Annotated in this window: 22 protein-coding genes; 11 read left to right on the top strand and 11 right to left on the bottom strand. The window is 65.4% G+C overall.

The genetic code is table 11. The annotated features are described in order from the left end of the window. Positions 1–106: 106 nt before the first annotated feature. A complete protein-coding gene (locus AC5V87_RS38235) occupies positions 107–1,027 on the bottom strand; it encodes a peptidylprolyl isomerase (protein WP_495369543.1) in 921 nt (306 codons plus the stop codon). A 353-nt stretch (positions 1,028–1,380) separates the two neighbouring features. Here AC5V87_RS38235 and secA point away from each other — a divergent pair, with 353 nt between their 5' ends. Beyond that, entirely contained in the window at positions 1,381–4,221 is a 2,841-nt protein-coding gene (gene secA / locus AC5V87_RS38230; protein WP_495369542.1) for a preprotein translocase subunit SecA, read from the top strand. A gap of 215 nt (positions 4,222–4,436) precedes the next feature. On the opposite strand, the gene AC5V87_RS38225 is transcribed toward secA, so the two are convergent. From AC5V87_RS38225 to AC5V87_RS38210, 4 genes are all read right to left on the bottom strand, one after another. Continuing rightward, positions 4,437–5,996, bottom strand: a complete 1,560-nt coding sequence (locus tag AC5V87_RS38225) for a L,D-transpeptidase family protein (protein ID WP_495369541.1) — start codon at positions 5,994–5,996, stop codon at positions 4,437–4,439. A 541-nt stretch (positions 5,997–6,537) separates the two neighbouring features. Then, positions 6,538–7,500, bottom strand: a complete 963-nt coding sequence (locus AC5V87_RS38220) for an acetyl-CoA carboxylase carboxyltransferase subunit alpha (RefSeq protein WP_456842026.1) — start codon at positions 7,498–7,500, stop codon at positions 6,538–6,540. Between the two features lie 257 nt (positions 7,501–7,757). After that, positions 7,758–8,744, bottom strand: coding sequence for a site-specific tyrosine recombinase XerD (gene xerD / locus AC5V87_RS38215; RefSeq protein ID WP_495369540.1), 987 nt, complete (start codon positions 8,742–8,744; stop codon positions 7,758–7,760). Positions 8,745–8,761: 17 nt separating this feature from the next. Beyond that, complete coding sequence (locus AC5V87_RS38210) at positions 8,762–8,908, bottom strand: hypothetical protein (RefSeq protein WP_014439243.1); 147 nt, start codon at positions 8,906–8,908, stop codon at positions 8,762–8,764. A 161-nt stretch (positions 8,909–9,069) separates the two neighbouring features. On the opposite strand from AC5V87_RS38210, the gene AC5V87_RS38205 reads away from it, so the two are divergent. From AC5V87_RS38205 to AC5V87_RS38195, 3 genes are read left to right on the top strand one after another with little or no spacing between them, the layout of a single operon-like run. Then, complete coding sequence (locus AC5V87_RS38205; RefSeq protein ID WP_495369539.1) at positions 9,070–9,693, top strand: shikimate kinase; 624 nt, start codon at positions 9,070–9,072, stop codon at positions 9,691–9,693. Then, positions 9,690–10,838 (top strand): 3-dehydroquinate synthase, encoded by a 1,149-nt coding sequence (gene aroB / locus AC5V87_RS38200; protein ID WP_495369538.1) that lies wholly within the window; start codon positions 9,690–9,692, stop codon positions 10,836–10,838. Before AC5V87_RS38205 ends, aroB begins: the two co-directional genes overlap by 4 nt. A 30-nt stretch (positions 10,839–10,868) precedes the next feature. Further along, positions 10,869–12,173 carry an HlyC/CorC family transporter gene (locus AC5V87_RS38195; protein ID WP_456842030.1) on the top strand — a complete coding sequence of 435 codons (1,305 nt, stop codon included), beginning with the start codon at positions 10,869–10,871 and terminating at the stop codon, positions 12,171–12,173. A 58-nt stretch (positions 12,174–12,231) separates the two neighbouring features. On the opposite strand, the gene AC5V87_RS38190 is transcribed toward AC5V87_RS38195, so the two are convergent. Next, complete coding sequence (locus AC5V87_RS38190) at positions 12,232–12,501, bottom strand: BolA family protein (protein WP_456843508.1); 270 nt, start codon at positions 12,499–12,501, stop codon at positions 12,232–12,234. 138 nt (positions 12,502–12,639) lie between these two features. On the opposite strand from AC5V87_RS38190, the gene AC5V87_RS38185 reads away from it, so the two are divergent. Then, on the top strand, positions 12,640–13,275 hold the full coding sequence (locus AC5V87_RS38185; protein WP_456842031.1) for a J domain-containing protein: 636 nt from the start codon (positions 12,640–12,642) through the stop codon (positions 13,273–13,275). A gap of 84 nt (positions 13,276–13,359) precedes the next feature. On the opposite strand, the gene AC5V87_RS38180 is transcribed toward AC5V87_RS38185, so the two are convergent. Together AC5V87_RS38180 and AC5V87_RS38175 are read right to left on the bottom strand one after the other, a co-directional pair. Next, the gene (locus tag AC5V87_RS38180; RefSeq protein WP_495369537.1) at positions 13,360–14,415 is read right to left on the bottom strand and encodes a sensor histidine kinase; all 1,056 of its coding nucleotides are present in this window, start codon (positions 14,413–14,415) and stop codon (positions 13,360–13,362) included. Positions 14,416–14,580: 165 nt separating this feature from the next. Then, positions 14,581–15,675 carry a citrate synthase/methylcitrate synthase gene (locus tag AC5V87_RS38175; RefSeq protein ID WP_456842033.1) on the bottom strand — a complete coding sequence of 365 codons (1,095 nt, stop codon included), beginning with the start codon at positions 15,673–15,675 and terminating at the stop codon, positions 14,581–14,583. A gap of 84 nt (positions 15,676–15,759) precedes the next feature. Here AC5V87_RS38175 and AC5V87_RS38170 point away from each other — a divergent pair, with 84 nt between their 5' ends. Beyond that, positions 15,760–16,989, top strand: a complete 1,230-nt coding sequence (locus AC5V87_RS38170; RefSeq protein ID WP_495369536.1) for a citrate synthase — start codon at positions 15,760–15,762, stop codon at positions 16,987–16,989. Positions 16,990–17,204: 215 nt separating this feature from the next. Here the strand turns inward: AC5V87_RS38170 and AC5V87_RS38165 are convergent, their stop codons facing one another. Next, positions 17,205–17,864 (bottom strand): DedA family protein, encoded by a 660-nt coding sequence (locus AC5V87_RS38165; RefSeq protein WP_456842035.1) that lies wholly within the window; start codon positions 17,862–17,864, stop codon positions 17,205–17,207. Between the two features lie 310 nt (positions 17,865–18,174). Between AC5V87_RS38165 and cobS the strand changes: the two genes are divergently transcribed. The 5 genes from cobS (at position 18,175) to AC5V87_RS38140 (ending at position 24,298) form a co-directional block, all read left to right on the top strand. Further along, entirely contained in the window at positions 18,175–19,173 is a 999-nt protein-coding gene (gene cobS / locus AC5V87_RS38160; protein WP_018643488.1) for a cobaltochelatase subunit CobS, read from the top strand. Between the two features lie 236 nt (positions 19,174–19,409). Then, positions 19,410–21,314 carry a cobaltochelatase subunit CobT gene (cobT, locus tag AC5V87_RS38155; RefSeq protein ID WP_495369535.1) on the top strand — a complete coding sequence of 635 codons (1,905 nt, stop codon included), beginning with the start codon at positions 19,410–19,412 and terminating at the stop codon, positions 21,312–21,314. Continuing rightward, a complete protein-coding gene (locus AC5V87_RS38150) occupies positions 21,311–22,384 on the top strand; it encodes an esterase-like activity of phytase family protein (RefSeq protein ID WP_495369534.1) in 1,074 nt (357 codons plus the stop codon). Before cobT ends, AC5V87_RS38150 begins: the two co-directional genes overlap by 4 nt. 160 nt (positions 22,385–22,544) lie before the next feature. Further along, positions 22,545–23,657 carry an NADH:flavin oxidoreductase/NADH oxidase gene (locus AC5V87_RS38145; protein WP_495369533.1) on the top strand — a complete coding sequence of 371 codons (1,113 nt, stop codon included), beginning with the start codon at positions 22,545–22,547 and terminating at the stop codon, positions 23,655–23,657. 233 nt (positions 23,658–23,890) lie between these two features. Beyond that, positions 23,891–24,298, top strand: a complete 408-nt coding sequence (locus tag AC5V87_RS38140) for a hypothetical protein (protein WP_456842039.1) — start codon at positions 23,891–23,893, stop codon at positions 24,296–24,298. 184 nt (positions 24,299–24,482) lie between these two features. Here the strand turns inward: AC5V87_RS38140 and AC5V87_RS38135 are convergent, their stop codons facing one another. Both AC5V87_RS38135 and AC5V87_RS38130 read right to left on the bottom strand, forming a co-directional pair. Continuing rightward, complete coding sequence (locus AC5V87_RS38135; RefSeq protein ID WP_235541726.1) at positions 24,483–24,728, bottom strand: PilZ domain-containing protein; 246 nt, start codon at positions 24,726–24,728, stop codon at positions 24,483–24,485. 176 nt (positions 24,729–24,904) lie between these two features. Further along, positions 24,905–26,236, bottom strand: a complete 1,332-nt coding sequence (locus AC5V87_RS38130) for a T6SS phospholipase effector Tle1-like catalytic domain-containing protein (RefSeq protein WP_495369532.1) — start codon at positions 26,234–26,236, stop codon at positions 24,905–24,907. Between the last annotated feature and the right edge of the window lie 32 nt (positions 26,237–26,268).

Below are 26,268 nucleotides of genomic sequence, written 5' to 3'. Positions count from 1 at the left end.
GATATGATGATGCCCGGCCCCTCTGTGCGAAGACGCGCTTCGCGCTTGGGGCCGGGCATCATGAAGGCTTAGATACTCTTCACGTCACCGAAGTGACAGCAAATTCTTACTTCTTGGCGGGGGGCGCCATCTTGCTGTCGGACGGCTTGGCCGCGTCGGCTGGCTTGGCGTCCTTGGACGCGTCGGCCTGGTCCATCCGCTCGACCTTGGCTTCGCTGCGCAGCTTGGCGACGTAGTCGGCCTGGGCCTTGCGGGTGACGTAGTTCTCGATCTGGGCCTTGACCTGGTCGAAATCCGGCGCCTTGCGGTTGCGCTTTTCCTCGACCTTGATGATGTGCCAGCCGAACTGCGACTTCACGGGGTCGGAGATCTTGCCGGGCTCCAGCGCGAACGCCACCGCCGAGAATTCCGGCACCATCTGCTCCTTGGTGAAGAAGCCGAGGTCGCCGCCGTCGGCGGAGCCCGGATCCTTCGACTTCTTCTTGGCGAGCTCGGCGAAATCGGCGCCCTTGTCGAGCTCGGCCTTCACCGCCTTGGCCTCGTCCTCGGTCTCGACCAGGATGTGACGGGCGCGCACCTCCTGCTCGCCGGTGATCTGCTTGGAGGCCTCCTCATAGACCTTCTTCATCGCGTCCGGGGTGGTGGCGGCCTTGCCCTCGCCGGCGAGCAGGCTGTCCATCAGCAGGCGGTTGCGGGCGAACGCCAGGCGCTTCTTGAACTCATCGCTGTCGCCGATCTTCTTGTCGTCGGCGGCCTTGGCGACGATCTTCATGTCGATCAGGAACGACAGGACGTTCTCGTCCTTGGTCGCCGGGTCCATCTGGGCGAGGCTCGCTCCGAGTTCCTCCTCGGCCATGGCGACGTCGCTCTTCTTGATCTCGGCGCCATTGACCTTCGCCAGCACCGGATCGTCGGCGGCCCGGAGCGGGCCCGCGAACGCCAGGGTCAGCGCCAGAGTGAGGCTGCCAGCCAGGGCGGAGGCAAGGCGCAAACGCTGGCCGGTGGTTACCGGGTACGAGGTGGTCATGGAAAATCCTTTTGTTGAAGCAGGGGGCTGCTCGAGCGGGGCGGACACTCGCCCAATTCAGGGGGGCTTTGCAACGCGAAAAGTCTGTCAATTTGATGAATTAGCCGCAATGCGGCCGCCGTTGACAAGGCTCTGACCCGGCCATATCTCTGCCCGGTCGCGTCCATGGCGATGGCGTTTATTTTGCTGCGTTTTTGGCCGTTGAACCCTGACTTGCCCAATTCCCACCCATATGGCGGACGACCCCCGCAGTCCGGGCTCTGACGCCATCAGGCGTCACGGTGAGTTGATAGGCAGGTGGGTGACAACCTTTCGGCTGCCACGCGGTTAAATCGCGAACACAGGAACTGGTCATGATCGGCGCGCTCGCCCGCAAGTTTTTCGGCTCCTCCAACGACAGGCGGGTGAAGGGGTACCAGTCCCGCGTCAACGCGATCAACGCGCTGGAGCCCGAGCTCATCAAGCTCTCGGATGACGAGCTCAAGGCCCGCACTGCCGAGTTCAAGAAGCAGCTCGCCGAAGGCAAGACGCTCGACGACATCCTGGTGCCCGCCTTCGCCACCGTGCGCGAGGCGGCCAAGCGCACGCTCGGCCAGCGCCATTTCGACGTCCAGCTGATCGGCGGCATGGTGCTGCACGAGGGCGACATCGCCGAGATGAAGACCGGCGAAGGCAAGACGCTGGTCGCAACGCTCGCGGTCTACCTCAACGCGCTCGCCGGCAAAGGCGTCCACGTCGTCACGGTCAACGACTACCTCGCCCGCCGCGACTCCGGCTGGATGGGCCAGATCTACAGCTTCCTCGGCCTGACCACCGGCGTGATCGTGCACGGCCTCGATGATGCCGAGCGCAAGGCGGCCTATGCCTGCGACATCACCTACGGCACCAACAACGAATACGGCTTCGATTATCTGCGCGACAACATGAAGTACCGGCTCGAGGACATGGTCCAGCGGCCGCACTTCTTCGCCATCGTCGACGAGGTCGACTCCATCCTGATCGACGAGGCGCGCACGCCGCTGATCATCTCCGGCCCGCTCGACGACCGCTCCGACTTCTACAACACCATCGACGGCTTCCTGCCCAAGCTCGACAAGACCGACTACGAGGTCGACGAGAAGCAGCGCACGGTGACGCTGACCGAAGCCGGCATGGAGAAGATCGAGACGCTGCTGCGCGATGCCGGCCAGCTCAAGGGCGAGTCGCTCTACGATGTCGAGAACGTCTCCGTCGTGCACCACATCAACCAGGCGCTGCGCGCCCACACGCTGTTCACGCGCGACAAGGACTACATCGTCCGCGACAACGAGGTCGTCATCATCGACGAGTTCACCGGCCGCATGATGCCGGGCCGCCGCTATTCGGAAGGCCTGCACCAGGCGCTGGAGGCCAAGGAGCACGTCCAGGTCCAGCCCGAGAACCAGACGCTGGCCTCGATCACCTTCCAGAACTACTTCCGCATGTACGAGAAGCTGGCCGGCATGACCGGCACGGCCGCGACCGAAGCGGACGAGCTGTTCGACATCTACAAGCTCGAGGTCGTGGAGATCCCGACCAATCTGCCGATCGCGCGCCTCGACGAGGACGACGAGGTCTACCGGACCCAGAAGGAAAAATACCAGGCGATCCTCGCCGAGATCGAGCGCGCCAACGCACGGCTCCAGCCCGTGCTGGTCGGCACGGCCTCGATCGAGAAATCGGAAGTGCTCGCCGAATTCCTGAAGCAGAACGGCTACAAGCAGATCGATTTCGGCAAGGAGCACGCGCTCGACAAGCTCTATGCCGCCGCCCGTGCCGGCAAGCCGGCAAAACTGTTCGCAGTGCTGAACGCGCGCTTCCACGAGCAGGAAGCCTATATCGTCGCGGAAGCCGGCGTGCCCGGCGCGATCACCATCGCAACCAACATGGCCGGCCGCGGTACCGACATCAAGCTCGGTGGCTCGCTCGAAATGCGCATCCAGCAGGAGACGGTCGGCATCACGGACGAGGCCGAGAAGGCCAAGAAGATCGAGCAGATCAAGGCCGACATCGAGCACTTCCGCGACATCGTGCTGAAGGCCGAGGAGACCGTCGAGATCGAGCCGGCGAAGGGTAGCAAACCCGCCAAGACCGTGAAGAAGCCGGGCGGCCTCTACATCATCGGCTCCGAGCGCCACGAATCCCGCCGCATCGACAACCAGCTGCGCGGCCGTTCCGGCCGTCAGGGCGATCCCGGCCGCTCGAAATTCTTCCTGTCGCTGGAAGACGATCTGATGCGCATCTTCGGCTCGGACCGTCTCGACAGCATGCTGCAGCGTCTCGGCCTGCAGGAGGGCGAGGCGATCATCCATCCCTGGATCAACAAGGCGCTCGAAAAGGCGCAGCAGAAGGTCGAGGCGCGTAACTTCGACATCCGCAAGAACCTCCTCAAGTTCGACAACGTCCAGAACGACCAGCGCAAGGTGATCTTCGACCAGCGCGTCGACCTGATGAAGGACGACAGCGTCGCCGAGACCGTCACCGACATGCGTCACGTCTTCATCGACGACCTCGTCGCCAAGCACGTGCCCGAGCATGCCTATGCCGAGCAGTGGGACGTCGCCGGCCTCAAGGACGAGTTAAAGCGCGTGCTCGATCTCGACCTGCCGGTCGACGACTGGGCCAAGGAAGAGGGCATCGCCGACGAGGAGCTGCTGACCCGTATCGAGACCAAGGCCGACGAGCACATGGCCGCCAAGGTCGCGCAATGGGGCCCCGACGTGATGCGCTACGTCGAGAAGACCATTCTGCTCCAGACCCTCGACCATCTCTGGCGCGAGCATCTGATCATGCTCGATCATCTGCGCCAGGTCATCGGCCTGCGCGGCTACGGCCAGCGCGATCCGTTGCAGGAGTACAAGACCGAAGCCTTCAATCTCTTCCAGGAGATGAGCGCTCACCTGCGCGAGGCCGTCACGGCGCAGCTGATGCGCGTCGAGATCGTTCCGCCGGAGCAGGAGGCACCGGTACTGCCGGCGATGGAAGCGCACAAGTTCGACCCGAACACCGGCGAAGACGAGATGGCCCTCGCCAGCGTCACCCTCGCCCCGCAGGCCACCGACGCAGCCTTGCGCGATCCCAAGAACCCGGCGAGCTGGGGCAAGGTCGGCCGCAACGAGGACTGCCCCTGCGGCAGCGGCAAGAAGTACAAGCACTGCCACGGGCGCTATGCGTAGAGCTTTGAGTGAGGCGCGACACCGTCGCCTCATTCTCCGTCATTGCGAGCGCAGCGAAGCAATCCAGAATGCGCCCGCGGCGGGACTCTGGATTGCCTCGTCGCAAGGGCTCCTCGCAATGACGAGGTTGTAGGCGCGAGCTCGCGTATTCTCCGCTCTCCAAAGGCAGCACACGCCGAAGAACGCCGCGAAGGACGAGTAAATCTCGCCTCTGCCTACTTCATCGCCGAGAACCGGCTGTCGAACGAGTTCGACTGCACCACCGGTGCCGCGCCGGCCATCATCGGCGCGCTGCCACTCGCGCTGTCCGACGCCACTGACGGCTTCAGCTCCGGCCGCGTTGCGGCGAGGCGGGTGTCGGGCTTCGCTGGCTCGGCCGGCTTTGCAGCCACCGCCGGCTTCGGCGCGTCCTTCGCCGCGTCCTTGGACTTGTCGTGGCCCGGCACGAACCTCGTCACTGCGGCTTTCAGCCGGGACGCTGCGGTCGGCGCCGTCGTGGTGGTCGCGGCTGGAGCAACTGACGCGGTGGCCTGCGGCGGAAGCGTCGTCGTCGCCGTGGTGTCGGCGGTGCCGAGGCCCATCTTGCGGCCGAGATTGGAGAAGAAGCCGCCTTGGGATTTCTCCTGGGATTTCTCTTGGGATTTTTCCTGGGATTTTTCCTGGGATTTCTCGGCCGGCTGAGCCGCGGCGATGCGCATGTTGGCCGCGGGCGCGCTGCTGGCCGTGACTGGCTCCTCCTGCGACGCGCTTGCGACCGCATCCAGGTTCGGCTTGGGCGGATTGACGTGGCCCGGGATCGTGCCGGGCGCCTTTGCCATCGCCAGCATCTGCAGCGTGGTGCCTTCGGCGCTCTCGGACAGGCCGGTCGAGCCCTCCGGAATCTTGGCGGCAAAGATCTTGTTCATGCCGCCGTCGATGCCGGTGTTCATGCGCGCGACCGGCGTGCCCTTGGCAACCAGCTTCGCGTATTCGGCCTCGTCCTTGGCCTGCTTCTCGCGCACCGCGCTGGCGATGTCCTCGGGGATCACATAGGCCGGGCATTTTGCGGAGGCGTCGAACACCGGATCGCGCTTGGCGTCGGCCGGCTTTGCCGCGTCGAACACGTACTTCTTCTCGCAGAAATCGACCTTCGGCTCCTGCCGCGTCACCTCGAAATGATCATAGCCTTCCTTGATCATCTTCCAGAACGGCATGTTCGGATTGTTCCGGTGCTTGGCCATGTTCACCGGCGTCATCTTGAACGGATAGGCCTGCAGCTGGAACGCCTTCTGGCCGCCGAAGAAGGATTCGCGGCCGAGCGAATAGATCTCGGCGATCTGCTCGTCGGTCATCGCGTAGCAGCCGCGCGAGGAGCAATCGCCATGCACCATCAGCTGCGAGCCGGTGCGGCCCAGCGCCTTGTCGAACGCGTTCGGGTAACCCGTGTTGAAGGACAGGTAATAGGCCGACTGCGGATTCATCTGGCTCGGATTGATCGAATAGAATCCTTCCGGCGCCTGGCGGTCGCCTTCGCGCACCTTGGGGCCGAGGTCACCCGACCAGCGGCAGATCGGATAGGTCTTGAGCAGCGCGAACTGGCCGGAGCGGGTCTGCTTCCAGACCTCGAGCTCGGCCTCCTGCTTGAACAGACGCACCAGGATCGGCGATTGCAGATCCATGTCCTTCTCGGCCATCGCGGCGAGAAGCTTTGGCGGCACCGGCTGGTTGGCCTTGGCATTGGTCGCGAGCGAGACCTGGTCGGTATCGCAGCCGGTCAGCAGGACGCCGGCCGTCATCAGCGCAACAGACGCCAAGAGCGCGCGAGCAAGCGAACGAGAAATCAAGATGGACCCCACACCGTGCCGGGCAGAGAGCGCGAACCCCACTTCGTCTGGCGCATGACCTGACCGGAAACCGACCCGCCATGACGGGCTCGTTCAGACCACGCTCCAGCGCTTATGCCCTGAAGCCATTGATTAAAATTCTAACCTCTGGGTCATGCGGCCGCAACCCGAGGCGGGATCACGAGGCCGTTGGCCCAGTGGCATGGTCAACAGGAACTAAATGGACGCAACCTTGGGCCTTAACAGGGCCTTTCGGCCAAAACGGTACGGAGATCGCCGATTTGGGCAAAAAAGGGTTAACGCGGGGTTACCGGGGCTGGGGCTCGTCATTCCGGGGCGGTGCGAAGCACCGAACCCGGAATCTCGAGATTCCGGGTTCGCCCTGCGGGCGCCCCGGAATGACGGCGTCGGTAGTCCACGAGCTGTTCGTATGGTGTGGAATGGTAGGCGCGCGTCGCTTTACCTACCCCTACGGCACCGAAACCGGGCCAAATCACCCCAGTTTCCGGCCGATATCGAGGAATTTCTGCCGCCGCTGCTTGCGGATCGCCTCGCCATCGAGGCCGCGGAGCTCGTCGAACGCCTTGGCGATCGCCTCGCCCGTGGTCGCGATCATGGCGGCGGGGTCGCGGTGGGCGCCGCCGACCGGCTCCTTCAAGATGGCGTCGATCACCCCGAAGCGGAGCATATCCTGGGCGGTGATCTTCATGTTGTTGGCGGCTTCCTGCGCCTTGGTGCCGTCGCGCCAAAGGATGGAGGAGGCGGCCTCCGGCGAGATCACGCTGTAGATCGCGTGCTCCAGCATCAGCACCTTGTTGGCGGTGGTGATGGCGATGGCGCCGCCCGACATGCCCTCGCCGGTGATGATCGCGACGTTGGGCACGGTCAGCGCCAGGCACGCATCGGTCGAGCGCGCGATCGCCTCGGCCTGGCCGCGCTCCTCGGCGCCGATGCCGGGATAGGCGCCTGCGGAATCGGCGAGCGACAGCACCGGCAGGCCGAAGCGCTCGGCCATCTCCATCAGCCGCACGCATTTGCGATAACCCTCAGGCCGCGCCATGCCGAAATTGTGCCGGATGCGGCTGTCGGTGGAATCGCCCTTTTCCTGGCCCATCACGCAGATCGGCTCGCCGCGGAAGCGGCCGAAGCCGGCGACCAGCGCCTCGTCCTCGCCGAACTTGCGGTCGCCGGCGAGCGGGGTGAATTCGGTGATCAGGCCCTTGATGAAATCGTTGAAATGCGGCCGCTGCGGATGCCGCGCGACCAGCGTCTTCTGCCACGGCGTCAGGTTCAGATAGAGGTCGGCCAGCGCCTGCGCCGCCTTGTCCTCGATCCGCGCGATCTCATCGCTGATATCGGTGCCGGTGGCGGCGAGCGCGCGCAATTCGTCGACCTTGGAGTCGAGCTCGGCGACGGGCTTTTCGAAATCGAGATAGCTGCGCATCTGGTCTTGCATCAACTCAATATAGGAAGGATCGGGCGAGGCGGCGAAGCGGATTTGAGCTCGAGGAGAGAAGTGTAGCTTCTTCAAGGGCTTGACCTGTGCGCTCAGGAAACGCGCCAGATCACTCGAAAGGCCCCGGCTCTTTCTGCGGAGATGTGGCCGAAGTCAAGGCGGTTTCGGTTGCAGTCCCGACCCCGATCTCGTGTCCGGGACGCGCTGCAGCGTACCGCCGAAGTGGCGCTGCGCCGCGTCCGGGGCACGAGACCTCTTTACCTCTCCGCCAGCGGGTGCAGATCGCGCACCAGGCTCTTCAGCCGCTCCTCGACCACATGGGTGTAGATCTGCGTGGTCGAGATGTCGGTGTGGCCGAGCAGGGTCTGCACGATGCGCAGATCGGCGCCATTGTGGAGCAGGTGGCTGGCGAAGGCATGGCGCAGCACGTGCGGGGAGACGAGCCGGGCCTGCAAGCCCGAGGCGACCGCGAGTTCCTTGAGGTCGCGGGCAAAATGCTGCCGCGTCAGGTGTCCGCTCTCGCCGGAGGAGGGGAACAGCCATTTCGTGGCGGCGAGGCCGTCCTTTTTCTTCGCGCCCTTGTTGTTTTCCTTGGCAGCTTCCATTGCGCTGAGATAATCCGCCATCGCCTGGCGCGAAGCCTCGTTGAGCGGCACCAAGCGTTCCTTGTTGCCCTTGCCGCGCACCACGATCATGCGGGCGTCGCGCTTGGCCGCCGAGCGCGGCAGCGCCATCAACTCGGAGACGCGCAGGCCTGTGGCGTAGAGCACCTCGAGCAGGCAATAGAGCCGCAACGCGCGCAGCCGTTTCGAGGGCGATGCCTCCGCCGCCTCGCTCAGTTCCTTGGCGCGGCGGAGCATGCGGTCGACATCTGATATCGACAGAACCTTCGGCAGGCCACGGCCGCGCTTGGGGCCGGACAGGATCGCTGCGGGATCGTCGCTCCGGATCCGCTCGTTCAGCAGGAAGCGATAGAGATGCCGCATCGCCGACAGCCGCCGGGCAACGCTGGTGGACTTGAAGCCGCGGGTGTCGAGGTCGGCGAGGTAGTCGCGCAGCGTTTGCGTCTCCGCGTCCGCGAAACTGTGGCCGATCCGGCCCAGAAATTCCGAGAAATCGGTGAGGTCGCGGCGGTAGGCATCAAGCGTATTGGGGCCGGCGCCCTGTTCCGCGGCGAGCATGTCGAGGAACAGGCCGGTAAGCTTGGCATCTGAGGGCGTGCTGGCGGAAGATTTGGCGCGCATGCCCGTCAGGCTAGCTCCTATTTCTTGAGAAACTTATCCGGCGGGATCGTCACCGTCATTTCCCGCGACTTGGGGCTGACGAAGTTCGCCAGCGCGAATACCACGCCATAGACGATGCCGGCGATCACGGCGACGACCGTCAGGAAGCGGAACAGGCTGGGCATCGGGATAGGGTCTCGGGCGTAGCGAATTAACCAATGAAATCATCCAACATGTTCGCCGTTTCGTGGCAAGAGTCCTCTGGCGAGGCCCCCTGCGGGGTCGTATAGGTGGCCAAACCATGCCGCCTTTGGCGGCAGATTGAGCGAGATCCAGAGCGAAATTCATGTCCGACGCCGCCTTGCCGATTCCTGCGTCCCCCGAGGCCGGCATCCTGTCGGCGCTCGGCGCGCGCTCGATCGTGCTCGTCGGCATGATGGGGGTGGGCAAATCCACCATCGGCCGCCGCATCGCTCTCAGGCTCAAGCTGCCCTTCGTCGATGCCGACACCGAGATCGAGGCGGCGGCCGGCATGACCATACCCGAGATCTTCGAGCGCCATGGCGAGCCGCATTTCCGCGACGGCGAGGCCCGCGTGATCGCGCGGCTGCTCGAGGGTGGACCGCTGGTGCTTGCCACCGGCGGCGGCGCCTTCATGCGCGAGGAGACGCGCAAGCGCATCGCGGCCAAAGCGATCTCGATCTGGCTCAAGGCCGACCACGACGTGATCATGCGCCGCGTCCGCCGCCGCGCCGACCGTCCGCTGCTCCAGACGCCCGACCCCGAGGGAACCGTGACGCGTCTGCTCACCGAGCGCGAGCCGATCTATGGCAATGCCGACCTCACCATCGCCTCGCGCGACGTGCCGCACGACAAGATCGTCGATGAGACCATCGAGATGCTGTACGCCCATCTCTGCGGGGCGCAGTCCGCCCAGCCACCTGCCGACGTCGCGAGTACCGCACGATGACCGCGCCGTTGAAACACTCCGACCCTGTCAATGTTGACGTCGCGCTCGGCGATCGCGCCTATGACATCGTCATCGGCCGCGGCGTGCTGTCTTCGCTCGGCGAACGCGTTGCCGCGTTGCGTCCCGGTGTCCGCACGGCTGTTGTCACCGATCGCACCGTCGCAAAATACTGGCTCGAGCCGACCGAAGCCTCGCTCGCGGCCAGCGGCATTCCGACCTCGCGCATCGTGGTCGAGGAAGGCGAGATCTCGAAAACCTACGCAGGACTCGAGAAGGTCAGCGAATCCTTGATCGCCGCCAGGATCGAGCGCAACGATCTCGTCATCGCGCTCGGCGGCGGCGTGGTCGGCGATCTCGCCGGCTTTGCCGCGGCGATCCTGCGCCGCGGCGTCGATTTCGTGCAGGTACCCACCTCGCTCCTGGCGCAGGTCGATTCCTCCGTTGGCGGCAAGACCGGCATCAACTCGCCGCAGGGCAAGAACCTGCTCGGCGCCTTCCACCAGCCGGTGCTTGTCATCGCCGACACCGCCGTGCTCGACACGCTGTCGCCGCGCCAATTCCGCGCCGGTTATGCCGAGGTCGCAAAATACGGCGTGCTCGGCGATGAGGCCTTCTTCACCTGGCTGGAGAAGAACCATTCCGACATCTTCAAGGGCGGCTCGGCGCGCGAGCATGCGATCGCGACCTCCTGCCGGGCGAAGGCCGGAATCGTCTCGCGCGACGAGCGCGAGACCGGCGAGCGCGCGCTGCTCAATCTCGGCCACACGTTCGGTCACGCGCTGGAAGCCGCGACCGGCTTCTCCGATCGCCTGTTCCACGGCGAGGGCGTCGCCATCGGCATGACACTGGCGGCGCAGTTCTCGGCGAAGCTCGGCATGATCGGCGAGGCGGAAGCGGCGCGCGTCGAGCGTCATCTGATCGAGGCGGGCCTGCCGACGCGCTTGCAGGACATCGCGGGTTTCGCGCAGGAAGGGCTTGCGGACGCCGACGCGCTGATGGCGCTGATGGCGCAGGACAAGAAGGTCAAGCGCGGCAAGCTCACCTTCATCCTGCTCGAGGCCGTGGGGCGCGCCGTCATCGCCAAGGATGTCGAGCCGGCTCCGGTGCGCGACTTCCTCAAGGACAAGCTCGCGCAAAAGGCTTGATGCGCGGCTGATCATTTTTTCGAGTGGTGCATGGACTGGCTCGGCTTCACCATCGTCATCATCTGCCTGCTGGTCTCGGGCTTCTTTGCCGCGAGCGAGACCGCGCTGACAGGCGCCTCGCGCGCCAGCATGCTCAGGCTCTCCAAGCAGGGCAATCACGACGCCGACGTGGTCTCTGAGCTGCTCGACATGCGCGAGCGCCTGATCGGCGCGCTGCTGCTCGGCAACAACATCGCCAATATCGGCGCCTCCGCGCTCGCCACCGGCATCTTCACCTCCTGGTTCGGCGATGTCGGCGTGCTCTATGCCACCGGCGTCATGACCGCGCTGGTCGTGATTTTCGCCGAGGTGCTACCGAAAACCATCGCCATCAACGCGCCCGACCGCATCGCGCTCGCGGTCGCGCGCCCGATGCGGCTGACGATGTATGTGCTGGGGCCGCTGCTCAGAATCGTCGAAGTCATCGTGCGTGTCCTGATGCGCCTGTTCGGCCTTGCCGGCGAGCACCAGGCGATCCTGTCGCCGACCGAGCGCCTGCGCGGCGCGGTCGACCTCCTGCATCACGAGGGCAAGGTCGAGAAGCAGGACCGCGACATGCTCGGCGGCCTGCTTGACCTGCGCGAGCTCCAGGTCTCCGACGTCATGATCCATCGCACCGAGATGATGATGATCAACGCCGACCTGCCGCCGGAAGAGCTGGTACGCGAGGTGCTGGCGACCGAATACACCCGCATCCCGCTGTGGCGCGAGAAGCCGGAGAACATCATCGGCGTGCTCCACGCCAAGGACCTGTTGCGTGCGATCCGCGCCTCCGACGGCGACACCTCGCGCATCGACGTCTCCACCATTGCGCTGCCGCCCTGGTTCGTGCCGGAGATGCGCCCCGTCTCCGAGCAGCTGAAGGCCTTCCGCCGCCGCAAGACCCATTTCGCGCTCGTGGTGGACGAATATGGCGAGGTCGAAGGCCTCGTAACGCTGGAAGACATTCTGGAGGAGATCGTCGGCGATATCTCGGATGAGCACGACGTCGTCGTCGCCGGCGTGCGCGCCCAGCCAGATGGTTCGGTGGTGGTCGACGGCTCGGTGCCGATCCGCGATCTCAACCGCGCCATGGACTGGCATCTGCCCGACGAAGAGGCAACCACGGTTGCCGGCCTCGTCATTCATGAGGCGCGCTCGATCCCCGACCGCGGCCAAAGTTTTACCTTTCACGGCTTCCGTTTCCGCGTCCTCCGCCGCGAACGCAACCGCATCACCGCGCTCCGTATTTCACCGGTGCCGCGCGAGGCCGAGATGGAAGAGGCGAAGCCGAGGCGGGCGGGGACGTCGTTTTAAGTCCTTCTTGGATCGTCATTCCGGGTTCGGCTCTTCGAGCCGCCCCGGAATGACGGAGCTAATTTTCCCCCGGCGCCTGCGCGTGGATCGCGAGCGCGTGAACGCTGCCGGAAAGTTCCGCGGCCAGCGCCGAATTTATCATGCGGTGGCGGTCGACCCGGCTCTTCCCTTTGAAGGCTTCAGATACGATATAAACGCGAAAGTGCGTCTCGCCGCTTGGCCGATGGCCGGCGTGGCCCTCATGCAAATGTGACTCGTCGACGACCCGCAGGCTTTCCGGCGTGAAAGCTTCCTGCAACTTGTTGCTGATAGTATCTTTCATGACCATGAGTGCCATTAAGGTACGCGATCGCACCCCGTCAATGCCGCCGGCGGCCGTTCTGAAAACGCCGAAATGCTGCGGGGTTTCGTCCTAATTGCAATGTCAAGACTTGAAGGTTTTTGCATTGCGTAGTCAAAGTCAGCCATGCCGATCGATTCATCAAAGTTCTTCGACTCCATTCGCGTCAAGCCGCGCGGCAAGCAGCCGGAAGCGAAGCCGCGCGAGACCGTGGTCGCTTGCGAATGGGCCGGATGCCAGAACAAGGGTTCGCACCGTGCGCCGAAGGGGCGCGAGAACCAGCGCGAGTACTGGCACTTCTGCCTCGACCACGTGCGCGAGTACAACCAGAACTACAATTTCTTCTCCGGCATGAATGCTGACGCGGTCGCGCGCTATCAGAAGGATGCGCTGACCGGCCACCGCCCGACCTGGAAGATGGGCGCCAATGGCGGCGTCAAGAAGGGATCGGAAGCCGAGATCGACGGCGCCTTCGATCCATTCAGCATGTTCAGCGAGATCAACGGCCGCGCCAGCTGGCGCAAGGGCCCCGACGCGCAGCCCAAGGCCGAGACGCGCAAGGTGATGAACGCCGAGCGCAAGGCGCTCCAGGTCATGGGCCTCGGCCCCGACGCCACGCTCGCCGACGTCAAGACCAAGTACAAGGCGCTGGTCAAGCAGCACCACCCTGACGCTAACGGCGGCGACCGCTCGACCGAGGATCGCCTGATCGAGATCATCAAGGCGTATAATTATCTGAAGACCGTGGTGCGCGAGGCGTAGGGCGGGATCCGGAAAACCGTGAGGTCTTCCGGAAGGATCGTGCTCAAGCAACGAGGTGAAGCGCGACGACGCTGCATCCCAATCTCATCGCGCTCTCATCGACGCTTCCGGCAGGGACAATTCGCAAACCAGTCCTTCCGGGCGCCACTGCCGGGTCACCCGTCCTTGCAACATCCGGACGATGCCGTCGACCGCGCCGATTCCGAAGCCCTTGCGCTTCGGCGCCTCGTCAACCCGGGGACCGCCGCTCTCCGACCAGTGCAGCACGAGAGATTCTGTGCCCGTGGTCTCCCAGCGGATCTCCAGCCGGCCCGAAGGTATCGACAGCGCGCCATATTTGGCGGCGTTGGTCGCCAGCTCGTGCAGCGCGACTGCGATCGACTGCGCCAGCGTCGGCGGCAGATGGACCTCCTCTCCCGCGATGCTGATCCGCTCGCCGTCCGGGCTTGCGTACGGCCGGAGCTCCTCTTCCACGATGGTTTTCAGATTAGCGCCGGTCCAGCGCGACGCCGAGAACAGTCTTTGCACGTTGGCAAGGGCGCTGAGCCGGCCCGCAAAGACGGCCCGAAATTCCTCTGCGGTATCGGCCTTGGTCAGCCGCAGCATGGCCTGAGACACCGCAAGCAGATTGTTGGCGCGATGGTCGACCTCGGATGTGAGCAGCATCATCCGTTGCTCGGCTTCCTTGCGGGCGGTGATGTCGACCAGCATGTTCACCGCGCCAACCAGTTGACCGCGCCCGTCGCGCAGCGGCGTCGGATATGGCATGAAGCAGATCCGGGAGCCGTCCGGCCGTTCGGCCACAGCCTCGACGTCGCGCACCGGCCGGTTCTCCTTGAGCGCGACGGCCATCGGGCATTCGTCGTGGGGGAGCGGCGTGCCATCGGGGAGATAGAGCTTCCACGTCACGCACCACATCTCGCCGATTTTCGGCGTACGTCCGGCAAAGTGGATGCAAGCTTGATTGAAGAAAGTGATGCGGCCCGTCGCGTCGGTCGTGTAGATGGCGGCGGGCAGCGCCTGGAGCAGGTCCCGGAACCGCCTCTCGGAATCGGCTCCCGCTTCGAGCCGGCTTGCCGCATGGCCGGCGGCGATCTCGCCAATCCTGGCCTCGTCCGCTTGTCCAAACAAGTCCAGCATTGCATTCCTCTGCGGGGCCAGATCAGGCAATGCGCTGGACGCGCGGATGTTCCAAGGTGCTCGTCTGAGACGTACCGGCTCCTCCAGCTGCCGTAGATCAGGACTTCGGGTGCGACAGCGGAGCGCAGCTCCGCTGTCGCCTTTCCTTTTGGTTCCCTGGCGGTCTCACGCCTCCGGCATCACCCCGACATAGGACGAACTCGGCCGGATCAGTCGCCCGGTGCGCTGCTGCTCCCGCGCATGCGCGGTCCAACCTGCGCTGCGCGCCACCGCGAAGATCGGCGTGAAGGCCTGTCGTGGGATCGCCAGCGCATCGAGCAGGATCGCGGTGAAGAACTCCACATTCGTCTCCAGCGGCCGCTCCGGATTCTTCTTGCGCAGGGCGGCGCGGATATAGGCCTCGACCTCGCCGGCGAACGGCAGATCGGTGCCGTTGGACGCCAGCGCCTCGACCGCGGTCTTGAGCACGTCGGCGCGCGGATCGCGCACGCGATAGATCCGGTGACCAAAGCCCATCATCCGCTCGCCGCGCGCCAGCGCCGCGTCCACCCAGGGCTGGATTCGCTCGCGCCTGCCGATGGCGTCCAGCATTTCCAGCACCGGCTCCGGCGCGCCGCCATGCAGCGGGCCGGTCAGCGCGCAATAGCCGGCGGTGACGGCGGCAAACAGATCGGCCTGCGTCGATGCAACGACGCGCGCGGTGAAGGTCGAGGCGTTCATGCCGTGGTCGCTGGCGGTGACGAGATAGGCATCGAGCGCGGTGACCTCCCGCGCGGCAGGCGCGCGTCCGTGCAACATGCGCAGCGTATCGGCGGCGTGGCTCACGTCCGGATCGGGCGCGACCGGATCGAGCCCTTTCGCGCGCCGGACCAGCGCGCCCGCGATCACCGGAAACGCGCCGACGATGGTGGCCTCGTGCTCGAGCCCGGGCTCGGCGCGCAGCCCCGCGACCGCCGCACGAAACCCGTCGACGATGCCCATGCCTTGGCTCGCTGCGAGCAATTGGGGCAGCCGTGCGAAGGCGCGCTCGCGCGCCGCGCCCAGGCTCGCCCGCACATTGGCCTCGGTGAGGGTGGTCTTGCTGGCGCCATTCCAGAGGCGGGCGGTGACGCCCTCGAAGCTCGAGACGGCGGCGAGGCGGCCGACATGCTCGCCGGCGATGATCAGCTCGCCCCGCTCGCCATCGACATGGCTCAGCACGGTCTCGGCCGCAGGAATGCCGTCCAGCCCGATCTGACTTTTGGTGAGGTGGATGTTCATGACCCAAATCTCCCTTTTTGCGCTGCACAGAAGAAAACATCAGGCCCCTCGACGGATTGATCAATCTTGATTACATAAATCAATATGAAAAATTCCAGGGAACTCTACCTCTCCGCCCGCGAAGCAGCGGCCGAGCTCGCGATCTCGCCAGCCACGCTCTACGCCTATGTCAGCCGCGGCCTGATCCGCTCCGAGCCGACGCCAGACTCGCGCAAGAACCGTTACCGCGCCGAGGACGTCCGCGCGCTGAAGGAGCGCCGGGTGCCATCGCCCGAGCCGCGCGGCCTGCGCAGCTTCGATGCCGATCTGCCGGTGATGGACACGGAGATATCGACCATCACCGAGGAGGGCGCCATCTACCGTGGCGTGAACTGCGTCGATCTCGCCGAGAATGACACGCTGGAGCACACCGCGACGCTGCTGTGGGACGTCTCCGACGTCGATCCCTTCGCGCCGGACAATCAGCCAGAGATTTCCGACGAGATGCGCGCGATCGCGGAAGCTGCGCGCCGCGCCGCGCCGATCGATCGCGCCATTGCCGTGCTGGCGCTCGCCGCCAGCGCCGATCCTCGTGCGTTCACCCGCGCCCCGGATGGCCGCGCCATGGTCGGCGCACGCATCCTCCGGCTGCTGGTTGCGACCATACTCAATGCCGAGCCGTCGGCGGAGCCGCTGCACCAGCAGGTCGGACGCGCCTGGGCGGCGGACAACAAGCACGCGCCGGATCTGATCCGCCGCGCGCTCGTGCTGCTCGCCGATCACGAATTGAACGCCTCGACTTTCACCGCGCGCTGTGCGGCGTCCACGGGCCTCAACCTCTATGATTCAGTGATTGCGGGCCTTGCCGCGCTGAAAGGCCCCAAGCATGGCGGCGCCGGCGTGCTGGCCTCGCAGCTCGTCAAGACGCTGATCGACCGCGACGTCGAGCCCATGGTGCGCGAGCGCGTCGCGCTCGGCGAGCGCTTTGCCGGCTTCGGCCACGGCGTCTACAAGCGCGGCGATCCCCGCGCGCAATCGCTGCTGAATGCACTGGCCCGCGCCGGCGCGCCGCGAAAATTCACCCGCGAAGTGCCGGAGCGGATCATCGAGGCGACCGGCGAGCTCGTGAATATCGATTACGCGTTGGCTGTGCTCGTGCATGCGCTGCGGCTGCCTGCCGGCAGCGAGCTCGCCCTGTTCGCGATGGCGCGAAGCGTCGGCTGGATCGCCCATGCCAGCGAGCAATTGCAGTTCGGGAAGTTGATCAGGCCAAGGGCGAGGTATGTCGGGCCGGCACCGGGGAGGCGGGCGGCAGGCGCGGAGTCCAAGAGCTAGACCCTCATGGTGAGGAACGCGCAACGCGCGTCCCGAACATGCAGGCCCGGCTCTTACCCTCCCCTGGAGGGGGAGGGTCGATCGCGCGAAGCGCGAGCGGGGTGGGGTGATCTCTCCACGCGAAGACTGCCCGTGCTGAGAGATCACCCCACCCCGTCGCCCGTTTCGCTGCGCTCAACGGGCGCCGACCCTCCCCCTCAAGGGGAGGGTAAAATCTAAGCTCGCGGCTTCACCGTCGCGACACCGCCACCATTTCGCCGGCGATAGATCCACAGCGCCACGCCCACCACGATCGCAACGCCGACCACCGTTAAGATCCACATGTGCTTGAACGGATGCCCGTGGTGCGGCACGCCGAAATATTGGTGGAAGGCCGACACCGCCAGCACGCCCGGCAGCACATGCGCCGGGGCCCAGGCCAGGATCGCCGGGATATTCACCACGTAAAACCGTGCTGGCGCCATGCCGAGCGCACCGGCGGTCACCGGCACGAAGGCGCGAATCGGCGGCACGAAGCGGGCGAAGAACACGGCCCAGGTGCCGAAGCGCTCGAAGAAGCTTTCGCTCTCGGCGACGACGCGCGGGTAATTGGTCAGCGGCCAGGCGGTGAGGATCTCGCGCTGGCGCCGGTGCCCGATCCAATAGGCCGAACCGTCGCCCAGCACGGCGCCGAGCGCGGCCGCCAGCAGCACCCATTGCAGCTTCAGCTCACCGCCCGGAACCAGGGCGCTCAGCGCCAGGATGATGGTCGAGCCCGGAATGACCGATCCCACCACCGGCACGGCTTCCAGCAGCGCCGCCAGGAACAGGGTCAGATAGGCCAGCCACGCATGGACTGAGACGAAGGAGATGAGCGGATCGAGAAAGGACGTCACGTCGTCTCTGTGGCGGTCGGTTGGACTTGGGTTCACCCCGGGGGGCGGGACCCTACACAAGTAAGGACGGGTGGTAAAAGTGCCATTCTCGCGGTCATGGCACCCGTCCCGGCGCGAAATTCGGCATGATTCGCAAGGCAGCCCTCCAAAAACTGCGTTCCTGACCTATCTAAATGAAAAGACGACGGAACTTTGATTGGCGCGCGGGCTTCTGCCGGCTCGTTGTCTCTGATAGGTTGATTTTCAGCACCCAGCCGCAGCCAACGTGCGAATAACCGGTTTCGGGACCGCCCGGGACCTCGGAGGATTGATGACGACCGCCGCCATGTCCAAAGTTGAGGAAGTTTCCGGTCTGCCCGACATGAAGGTGTCGGTGCGCCAGGTGTTCGGGATCGACAGCGATCTCGAAGTGCCGGCCTATTCCGAAGTCGATCCTCATGTGCCCGAAGTCGATTCCGACTATCGCTTCGACCGCGCCACCACGCTCGCCATTCTCGCCGGCTTTGCCCGCAATCGCCGCGTGATGGTGACCGGCTATCACGGCACCGGTAAATCCACCCATATCGAGCAGGTCGCCGCCCGCCTGAACTGGCCCTGCGTGCGCGTCAACCTCGACAGCCACATCAGCCGTATCGACCTCGTCGGCAAGGACTCGATCGTCGTCCGCGACGGCAAGCAGGTCACCGAATTCCGTGACGGCATCCTGCCCTGGGCGCTGCAGAACAACGTCGCACTGGTGTTCGACGAATACGACGCCGGCCGCCCGGACGTGATGTTCGTGATCCAGCGCGTGCTCGAAGTCTCCGGACGCCTGACGCTGCTCGACCAGAACAAGGTGATCAAGCCGCATCCCGCGTTCCGCCTGTTTGCGACCGCCAACACGGTCGGCCTCGGCGATACCTCGGGCCTCTATCACGGCACCCAGCAGATCAACCAGGGTCAGATGGACCGCTGGTCGATCGTCACCACGCTGAACTATCTCAGCCATGACGAGGAAGTCGAGATCGTGCTGGCCAAGGCCAAGCACTATCGCACCCAGGAAGGCCGCGACATCGTCAACAAGATGGTGCGCCTTGCCGATCTCACCCGCAACGCCTTCGCCAATGGCGATCTGTCGACGGTGATGAGCCCGCGCACGGTGATCACCTGGGCGGAAAACTCCGACATCTTCGGCGATATCGGCTTCGCGTTCCGCGTCACCTTCCTCAACAAGTGCGACGAGCTCGAGCGTCCCCTGGTCGCCGAGTTCTATCAGCGCTGCTTCAATGCGGAGCTGCCGGAATCGGCAGTCAACGTGGCGCTGAGCTGAGGTGTGAGATGTCGTCCCGGACAAGCCCAGCTCTTGGCAACGCGAAGCGTTGTCCAGGGCGGAGCGCAGATCCGGGATCCCCGCGCGAGCGCTTGCGCTCGTCGCGAGAAGCACAGGCCGTGGTTGTTGCGCGAGCTATCAGTTGCCACCCTTCGCCAAGCGACGTCCTGTGGTTATGGGTCCCGGCGTTCGCGGGACGACAGCTCAAGTGAGCTTGGGACGACGGTGAGATCGAGATGAGCACCACCTCCAACTCCAAATTCCGGAACGCGAAGGAAGCGCCGACCGAGCCGTTCAAGCGCTCGGTGGCTTCCTGCCTCAAGGCGATCGCCAAATCGCCCGAGCTCGATGTCTCGTTCGCCGCCGAGCGCCCCGGCCTTGCCCCCGGCAAGGCGCGGCTGCCGGAGCCGGCGCGGAAACTGACCAAGCGCGATGCGGCGATCGTGCGCGGCCACGCCGATTCCATTGCGCTCAAGCTCGCCTGTCATGATCCCAAGGTGCACCGCAAGCTGATGCCCGGCAATCCGCAGGCGCGCGGCGTGTTCGAGGCGGTCGAGCAGGCCCGCGTCGAGGCGATCGGCGCACGCCGTATGGCCGGTGTTGCCAAAAACCTCACCGCGATGCTCGACGACCATTTCCACCGTGGCAAATTCGACGAGATCACCGACCGCGCCGACGCGCCGCTGGCCGATGCGCTGGCGATGCTGGTGCGCGAGCGCCTGACCGGCATGGCGCCGCCGACGGCCGCCAAGAAGATGGTCGATCTTTGGCGGCCTATCCTCGAGGACAAGATCGGCAAGCGGCTCGACCGGCTCGACGGCGTGGTCGAGGACCAGACCCGGTTCGGCGATGCCGTGCACGATCTGCTCTCGGCGCTCGAGCTCGGCGACGAGCGCAGCGCCGACAGCGAGGACAATGACGAGAACGACGAGAACCAGGACGGCGACAACGATCAGTCCGGTGCCGAAGGCTCGCCCGATTCCGATGCCGCCCAGGAGATGAGCGCCGACCAGGCGCAGGCCTCCAGCGAGGAGATGAGCGAGAGCGCGATGGAAAGCGCGCAGGCCTCGACCTCCGACACCTTCGACGACGGCGAGCTCGGCGACGACGAGACGCCGGGCGAGGCGACGCGTCCGAACGCGCACGGCAGGAACGAGCCGCGCGGACCGGAATACCACGCCTTCGCGCCGAAATTCGACGAAGTCATCTCCGCCGAAGACCTCTGCGACCATGACGAGCTGGAGCGCCTGCGCGCCTATCTCGACAAGCAGCTCGCGCATCTGCAGGGCATCGTCGCCCGCCTCGCCAACCGGCTGCAGCGCCGCCTGATGGCGCAGCAGAACCGCGCCTGGGAGTTCGACCTCGAAGAGGGCATCCTCGATCCCGCGCGCCTGTCGCGCGTGGTCACCGATCCCTATCACCCGCTGTCCTTCATGCACGAGAAGGAGGCGACGTTCCGCGACACGGTCGTCACGCTGCTGCTCGACAATTCCGGCTCGATGCGCGGACGCCCGATCACGGTCGCCGCCACCTGCGCCGACATTCTGGCGCGCACGCTGGAGCGTTGCGGCGTCAAGGTCGAGATTTTGGGCTTCACCACGCGCGCCTGGAAGGGCGGGCAATCGCGCGAGGCGTGGCTTGCCGCCGGCAAGCCGGCCAATCCCGGCCGCCTCAACGATCTCCGCCACATCATCTACAAGTCCGCCGACGCCCCCTGGCGCCGTGCACGCAAGAATCTCGGCTTGATGATGCGCGAGGGTCTGCTCAAGGAGAACATCGACGGCGAGGCGCTGGACTGGGCCCACAAGCGCCTGCTCGGCCGGCCCGAGCAGCGCAAGATCCTGATGATGATCTCGGACGGCGCGCCGGTCGACGATTCCACGCTGTCGGTCAATGCCGGCAACTATCTCGAGCGGCACCTGCGCCACATCATCGAGGAGATCGAGACCCGCTCGCCGGTCGAGCTGATCGCGATCGGCATCGGCCATGACGTCACGCGCTACTATCGCCGCGCGGTGACGATCGTGGACGCGGAAGAACTCGGCGGCGCCATCACCGAGAAGCTCGCCGAGCTCTTCAGCGAGACCAACACCGCACCAACCCAGCCGGCCGGTCGCCCGCGACGCAAATTGCATTCGTGAGCACGCAGCCATCCCGCCGCAGCTTTCTTGGCCACGCGGCGGCGGGATGTTCTATCCTCACGCTGCCCCGATTGGCGCAGGCGCAGGCCACGACCGAGCCGGCGCCTCGCCCGGCGCAAGTCGAGCACGCCGTCACCGCGCCCGTCAGCATCGAGGTGAATGCGCGGCAGATCCCCTCGTTCGAGCCACGCGACCGCTCGCGCGTGCGCTTCGGATCGTTGGAATATCGCAGCGGCCTCGTGCTGACCTCGCCGCATCGCGGTTTCGGCGGCCTGTCCGCGCTCCGTTTTCTCGATAGCAAGGGCGAGCGTTTCCTCGCGCTGTCCGACCAGGGCAGCTGGTTCACCGGCAGCATCCGTTATTCCAGCGGCAAGATGGTCGCGCTCGACAATGTCGAGGCGGCGCCGATGCTGAATGCGGCAGGCAGGCCGATCACCGAGACGCGCTACTGGTACGACACCGAGTCGCTCGCGCGTGACGGCAGTGTCTTTTATGTCGGGCTCGAGCGCGTCAACCAGATCATGCGCTTCGACTTCGCCAAGGGCGGTACGCAGGCGCGCGGCGAGGTGGTGCCGACGCCGGCGGCGATCCGCAAGCTGCCGACCAACAAGGGGCTGGAGGCTTTGGTCTTCGTGCCGAAAGGCCAGCCGCTGGCCGGCACCCTGATCGCCTTCTCCGAGCGCGGACTCGATGCCGACGGCAATCTGGTCGCGTTCCTGATCGGCGGTCCCACGCCCGGCCAGTTCGGCGTGCGCCGCACCGACAAGTTCGACATCAGCGATGCCGTGCTGCTGCCCAGCGGCGAGTTCCTCATCCTCGAGCGCAAATTCTCCTGGTTCACCGGCGTGAACATCCGCATCCGGTCGATTCCCTTGAAGTCCATCGCGCCTGGCGCGGTGGTCGACGGCCCCGCGCTGTTCGCCGCCGATCTCGGCCACGAGATCGACAACATGGAAGGCATCGACACCCACGTCACCGCCGAGGGCGAGACCGTGCTGACGCTGGTGTCTGACGACAATTTCTCGCTGCTGCAACGGACACTGCTGCTGCAGTTCACGCTGGTGGAGTAGGCGCGCCGAGTTTGTGGCGACGGTGTTCTCATTGACCACATGACACCCGCAATGCATGCCGCCGCTAGCCGCCATGCCGCCCGCGCAACTCGCAATTCGCCATCCACCGACTAAACTTCATGCAATCGCTTCCATCCCTCCATCCCCCGGAACTCCCCGCATGAGCGCCCTGTTTTCCCCGATCAAGCTGCGCGGCCTGACGTTGAAGAACCGCGTCGTGGTGTCGCCGATGTGCCAATATTCGGCCGATGACGGCGTCGCCAATGACTGGCACTTCACCCACATCAACAATCTCAGCCTGTCGGGCGCGGCGATGTTCTGCATCGAGGCGACCCATGTCGAGGCGATCGGCCGCATCACGCCGGGCTGCCTCGGGCTCTACAGCGATGCCTGCGAGGCCGCGCTGAAGCAGATCCTCGCTTCCGTGCGCAAGCATTCCTCCACCGCGGTGGCAATGCAGCTCGCCCATGCCGGCCGCAAAGCGTCGAGCGCGCGGCCCTGGGACGGCGGCCAGCTGATCCCGGTCGAGCACGGCGGCTGGCAGACGGTGGCGCCATCAGCGGTGCCGCACAAGGAGGGCGAGGCCGAGCCCTTGGCGCTGGATGCCGCGGGCCTCAAGCGTATCCGCGATGCCTTCGTCGATTCGGCAAAGCGCGCGATGCGTATCGGCATCGACGCGATCGAGCTGCACGGCGCGCACGGCTATCTCCTGCACCAGTTCCTGTCGCCGATCTCCAACAAGCGCGCCGATGAATACGGCGGCAGCCTGCGGAACCGCATGCGCTTCCCGCTCGAGGTCTTTGACGCGGTGCGCGCCGTCGTGCCGCACGACAAGCCGGTCGGCATGCGGGTGTCGTCGACCGACTGGGTCGAGGGCGGCTGGGACCTTGGTCAGACCATCGAGTTCGCGAGCGCGCTGAAGGCGCGCGGCATCGACTGGATCGATGCCTCCTCCGGCGGCGTCTCGCCGCTACAGAAGATTCCGCTCGGCCCGGGCTATCAGGTGCAGTTTGCCGAGGCCATCAAGCGCGAGACCGGATTGCCGACCATCGCGGTCGGCCTCATCACCGACCCGAAGCAGGCCGAGGACATCGTCGCCAGCGGCAAGGCCGACATGGTCGCGCTCGCCCGCGGCATGCTCTACGACCCGCGCTGGGGCTGGCACGCCGCCGCCGAACTCGGCGGCGAAGTCGAAGCCCCGCCGCAATACTGGCGCTCGCAGCCCTCGACGCAGAAGGCGCTGTTTGGGAGGACGACGTTCGGGGCGCGGTGAAGGCGCAGTGAGGCGCGATGAGGCGCAAACGCGCGTTGACAACTTCATTTCGAGTCCTCGCAAAACTGCTTCCTGTGGTTATGGGTCCCTGCTTTCGCAGGGTCGACGGCGGACTATGTGGCGCCCGTCGTCCGCCTCACCATCTCGCGACCTCACGCATCCGTAAAACTCCTCGGCTTTCGCGGTCCGCAAAACTGGCCTAACCTTACCGGGGACATCACGGAGGCCCGCCCATGCGGTTTCGTGTCCGGAAGACCGCCCATGTGTTCGAGCGCGTCGGCCTTGCGATGGCAGGCGCGGCGTGCGGGCTGTTCGTCGGCGCCTATGTCGGCTCGTCGATCGCGCACCTCACCACGCAGGGCTTCCTGCTGACGATGATGCTGCTGGGCTTCGTCGGCTTCTATCTCGGTATCGACACGCCGCAGCTTCCCTTCGACGACGCGCACAGCCATATCGACGCCGCGGAATTCTTGAGCGCCGCCGGCACGCTCTGCGCCACCATCACCGCGCTCGCCTCCGTCGCCGTGATCGTGCTGCGGCTCGAGCCCCACATCGCCTGGACCTGGCTCGCTCTGCTCGGCTGGATCGCCGGCGTCGCCATGCAGATCGTGGCGGGCACGAAGGCGAGGATGCGGAAGTAGATGGCACTTACCGTCCCCTGGAGGGGGAGGGTCGCTGGGCATGGAGCGAAGCGGAATGCGCAGCGGGGTGGGGTGATCTCTCCCCACGAGGACTGCCCGAATGGAGAGATCACCCCACCCCGCTCGCGCTGCGCGCGACCGACCCTCCCCCTCCAGGGGAGGGTAAGCGGCGCGGCTCGCTATCTCAAAACACCACACCCACCCGCGTGCCGCGCTTCCAGGCGATGCGGCAGCGCTTCTTGGTGTTGACGTGCAAGAGCTCGAACCTATCGGGGATCTTCACCTGCCCGCCGAGATCGACGCAGGCGCCGCCGGGCGAATAGTCGATCAGCGTGCAGTTGATGACCGGCGCGCGCGGGTCGGTGATGATCTTGGCCTGGCGGGACACGAGGCCTGCGGGTTTGACGCGGACGAACTTGCGCGGATGCATTGGCACATCTCCTCCAATTCCGCTGCTTAAGGCGGGCTCTGTGCAGGATGATGCAGAGGAGTTGATGCGATGACGCTAAGGCGGGCCGGAGAATTTTAACGAAAAGTGGCGGCCAATGGAGAAACCGGCGGTAGCGAGGTGCGCACCCTCCCCCCTCCATGGGAGGGTAAGAGCCTTCACGCCACGTGCTCCGGCACCGCCCCGTCCGCATGCGGGGGCACCGGCATCGGCACGGTGATGTACGCTTTCGGCAGGTTCACCGGGCGGTAGTCCGGCTCCACCGCCATCCGCTTCAGCACACTCTCATGCACATGCGCGCCCTCGGGGATGACGCGTGGCTCGCAATCGGGGATGTAGAAGCCGGCAAACACTTTCCGCTCCGGCCATTCCTTGTACTTCGCGCTCTTCGGCAGATATTCCAGCACGCGCCAGGCCGCCGTCATCGAATTGTGCAGCGCGCCCGCCTTGCCGGTGTAAGCCGGCTCGACGTATTTGAACGGCGAGTTCTTGCGCGGCACGCCCCAGGCGAGCTGGTTCACGGTGCGCGGGTTGAAGTTCAGGCCCGCTTTCGCCGCCTCCTCGATCATCCACACAAGCGGATATTTCGACTCGGCGCTCTCCGCCTCCGGATAGCCGCCGCCGACATCGCAATGCACGCCGGCGAACCACACCTGCAGGATGTCCTGCTGCTCCTTCTTCTCGTCCGGCACATAGCGGTTGCGCCAGAACTCCTGCGGCTCCTCGTACTCTTTCAGGCGGAACATGCAGCGCCGCTCGTCGATCGCGATCGCCTGCCGGAAGATCTTGACGCTGGGATTGCGCAGCGTGAAGGCGAGCTCCTCCAAGCTGAACACGAAGAAGAAATTGTCGCGCCGCGGCACGATCACGCTCGCCACCGTGTCCCAGACGCCGATGAAGTGGATGGTCGGCCAGCGCGTCGAGGTGATGCGCGCGAACTGCGCGGCGAGGTCGAACGTGTCCTTCGGCAGCGGCCCCTGGTCGTCGACCGTGACGTCCTGCAGGTCGGAGATGTCGTTGCCGCGCCCGGTGCCGGAATATTGCTTGTAGGCGACGAGGCCCGAGCCTGCGAGGTTCGCCTGCTCCGGCGAGATCAGGCCGATCTTGTGAATCAGCCCCGCCAGCACCCGCACGGTGTAGGCGCCGCGCGAGAAGCCGAACAGATAGATGCGGTCGCCCGGCGCGTAATGCTCGATCAGGAAGCAATAGGCCGACAGCACGTTCTCGTCGAGCCCGTAGCCGGTGGCGAGCCCCAGCACCAGGTTGATGTTGGCCTTCCAGCGGTTCCAGGTCGTCGGCTCCGTCACCGTGCCGACCCCGGGATCGTAAAACACCATCTGCCGCGGCTGCGTCTTGTCGGTCTTGCGCAGGCAGCGATAGAGCTTCAGCACGTTGGAGATGTTCTCCGAAATCTCGTTGCCGGTCCCGTCACAGCAGATGACGAGGTTTTTCGGCTCGGCTTTGCGGTCGGTGTCGTGCGCCTGGTCCATCGGATGCGCCTCCGGCTGATGCGACCTGGGCG

Source organism: Bradyrhizobium sp. SOJA106 (assembly GCF_059448745.1).
The sequence above is the reverse complement of the archived record's forward strand: the minus strand, read 5'-3'. Positions and strand labels throughout refer to the sequence as shown.

Coding starts and splice junctions, on each gene's coding strand:
- AC5V87_RS38235 (WP_495369543.1), bottom strand. CDS start 1,027: ATGACCACCTCGTACCCGGTAACCACCGGCCAGCGTTTGCGCCTTGCC.
- secA (WP_495369542.1), top strand. CDS start 1,381: ATGATCGGCGCGCTCGCCCGCAAGTTTTTCGGCTCCTCCAACGACAGG.
- AC5V87_RS38225 (WP_495369541.1), bottom strand. CDS start 5,996: ATGACGGCCGGCGTCCTGCTGACCGGCTGCGATACCGACCAGGTCTCG.
- AC5V87_RS38220 (WP_456842026.1), bottom strand. CDS start 7,500: ATGCAAGACCAGATGCGCAGCTATCTCGATTTCGAAAAGCCCGTCGCC.
- xerD (WP_495369540.1), bottom strand. CDS start 8,744: ATGCGCGCCAAATCTTCCGCCAGCACGCCCTCAGATGCCAAGCTTACC.
- AC5V87_RS38210 (WP_014439243.1), bottom strand. CDS start 8,908: ATGCCCAGCCTGTTCCGCTTCCTGACGGTCGTCGCCGTGATCGCCGGC.
- AC5V87_RS38205 (WP_495369539.1), top strand. CDS start 9,070: ATGTCCGACGCCGCCTTGCCGATTCCTGCGTCCCCCGAGGCCGGCATC.
- aroB (WP_495369538.1), top strand. CDS start 9,690: ATGACCGCGCCGTTGAAACACTCCGACCCTGTCAATGTTGACGTCGCG.
- AC5V87_RS38195 (WP_456842030.1), top strand. CDS start 10,869: ATGGACTGGCTCGGCTTCACCATCGTCATCATCTGCCTGCTGGTCTCG.
- AC5V87_RS38190 (WP_456843508.1), bottom strand. CDS start 12,501: ATGGTCATGAAAGATACTATCAGCAACAAGTTGCAGGAAGCTTTCACG.
- AC5V87_RS38185 (WP_456842031.1), top strand. CDS start 12,640: ATGCCGATCGATTCATCAAAGTTCTTCGACTCCATTCGCGTCAAGCCG.
- AC5V87_RS38180 (WP_495369537.1), bottom strand. CDS start 14,415: ATGCTGGACTTGTTTGGACAAGCGGACGAGGCCAGGATTGGCGAGATC.
- AC5V87_RS38175 (WP_456842033.1), bottom strand. CDS start 15,675: ATGAACATCCACCTCACCAAAAGTCAGATCGGGCTGGACGGCATTCCT.
- AC5V87_RS38170 (WP_495369536.1), top strand. CDS start 15,760: ATGAAAAATTCCAGGGAACTCTACCTCTCCGCCCGCGAAGCAGCGGCC.
- cobS (WP_018643488.1), top strand. CDS start 18,175: ATGACGACCGCCGCCATGTCCAAAGTTGAGGAAGTTTCCGGTCTGCCC.
- cobT (WP_495369535.1), top strand. CDS start 19,410: ATGAGCACCACCTCCAACTCCAAATTCCGGAACGCGAAGGAAGCGCCG.
- AC5V87_RS38145 (WP_495369533.1), top strand. CDS start 22,545: ATGAGCGCCCTGTTTTCCCCGATCAAGCTGCGCGGCCTGACGTTGAAG.
- AC5V87_RS38140 (WP_456842039.1), top strand. CDS start 23,891: ATGCGGTTTCGTGTCCGGAAGACCGCCCATGTGTTCGAGCGCGTCGGC.
- AC5V87_RS38135 (WP_235541726.1), bottom strand. CDS start 24,728: ATGCATCCGCGCAAGTTCGTCCGCGTCAAACCCGCAGGCCTCGTGTCC.
- AC5V87_RS38130 (WP_495369532.1), bottom strand. CDS start 26,236: ATGGACCAGGCGCACGACACCGACCGCAAAGCCGAGCCGAAAAACCTC.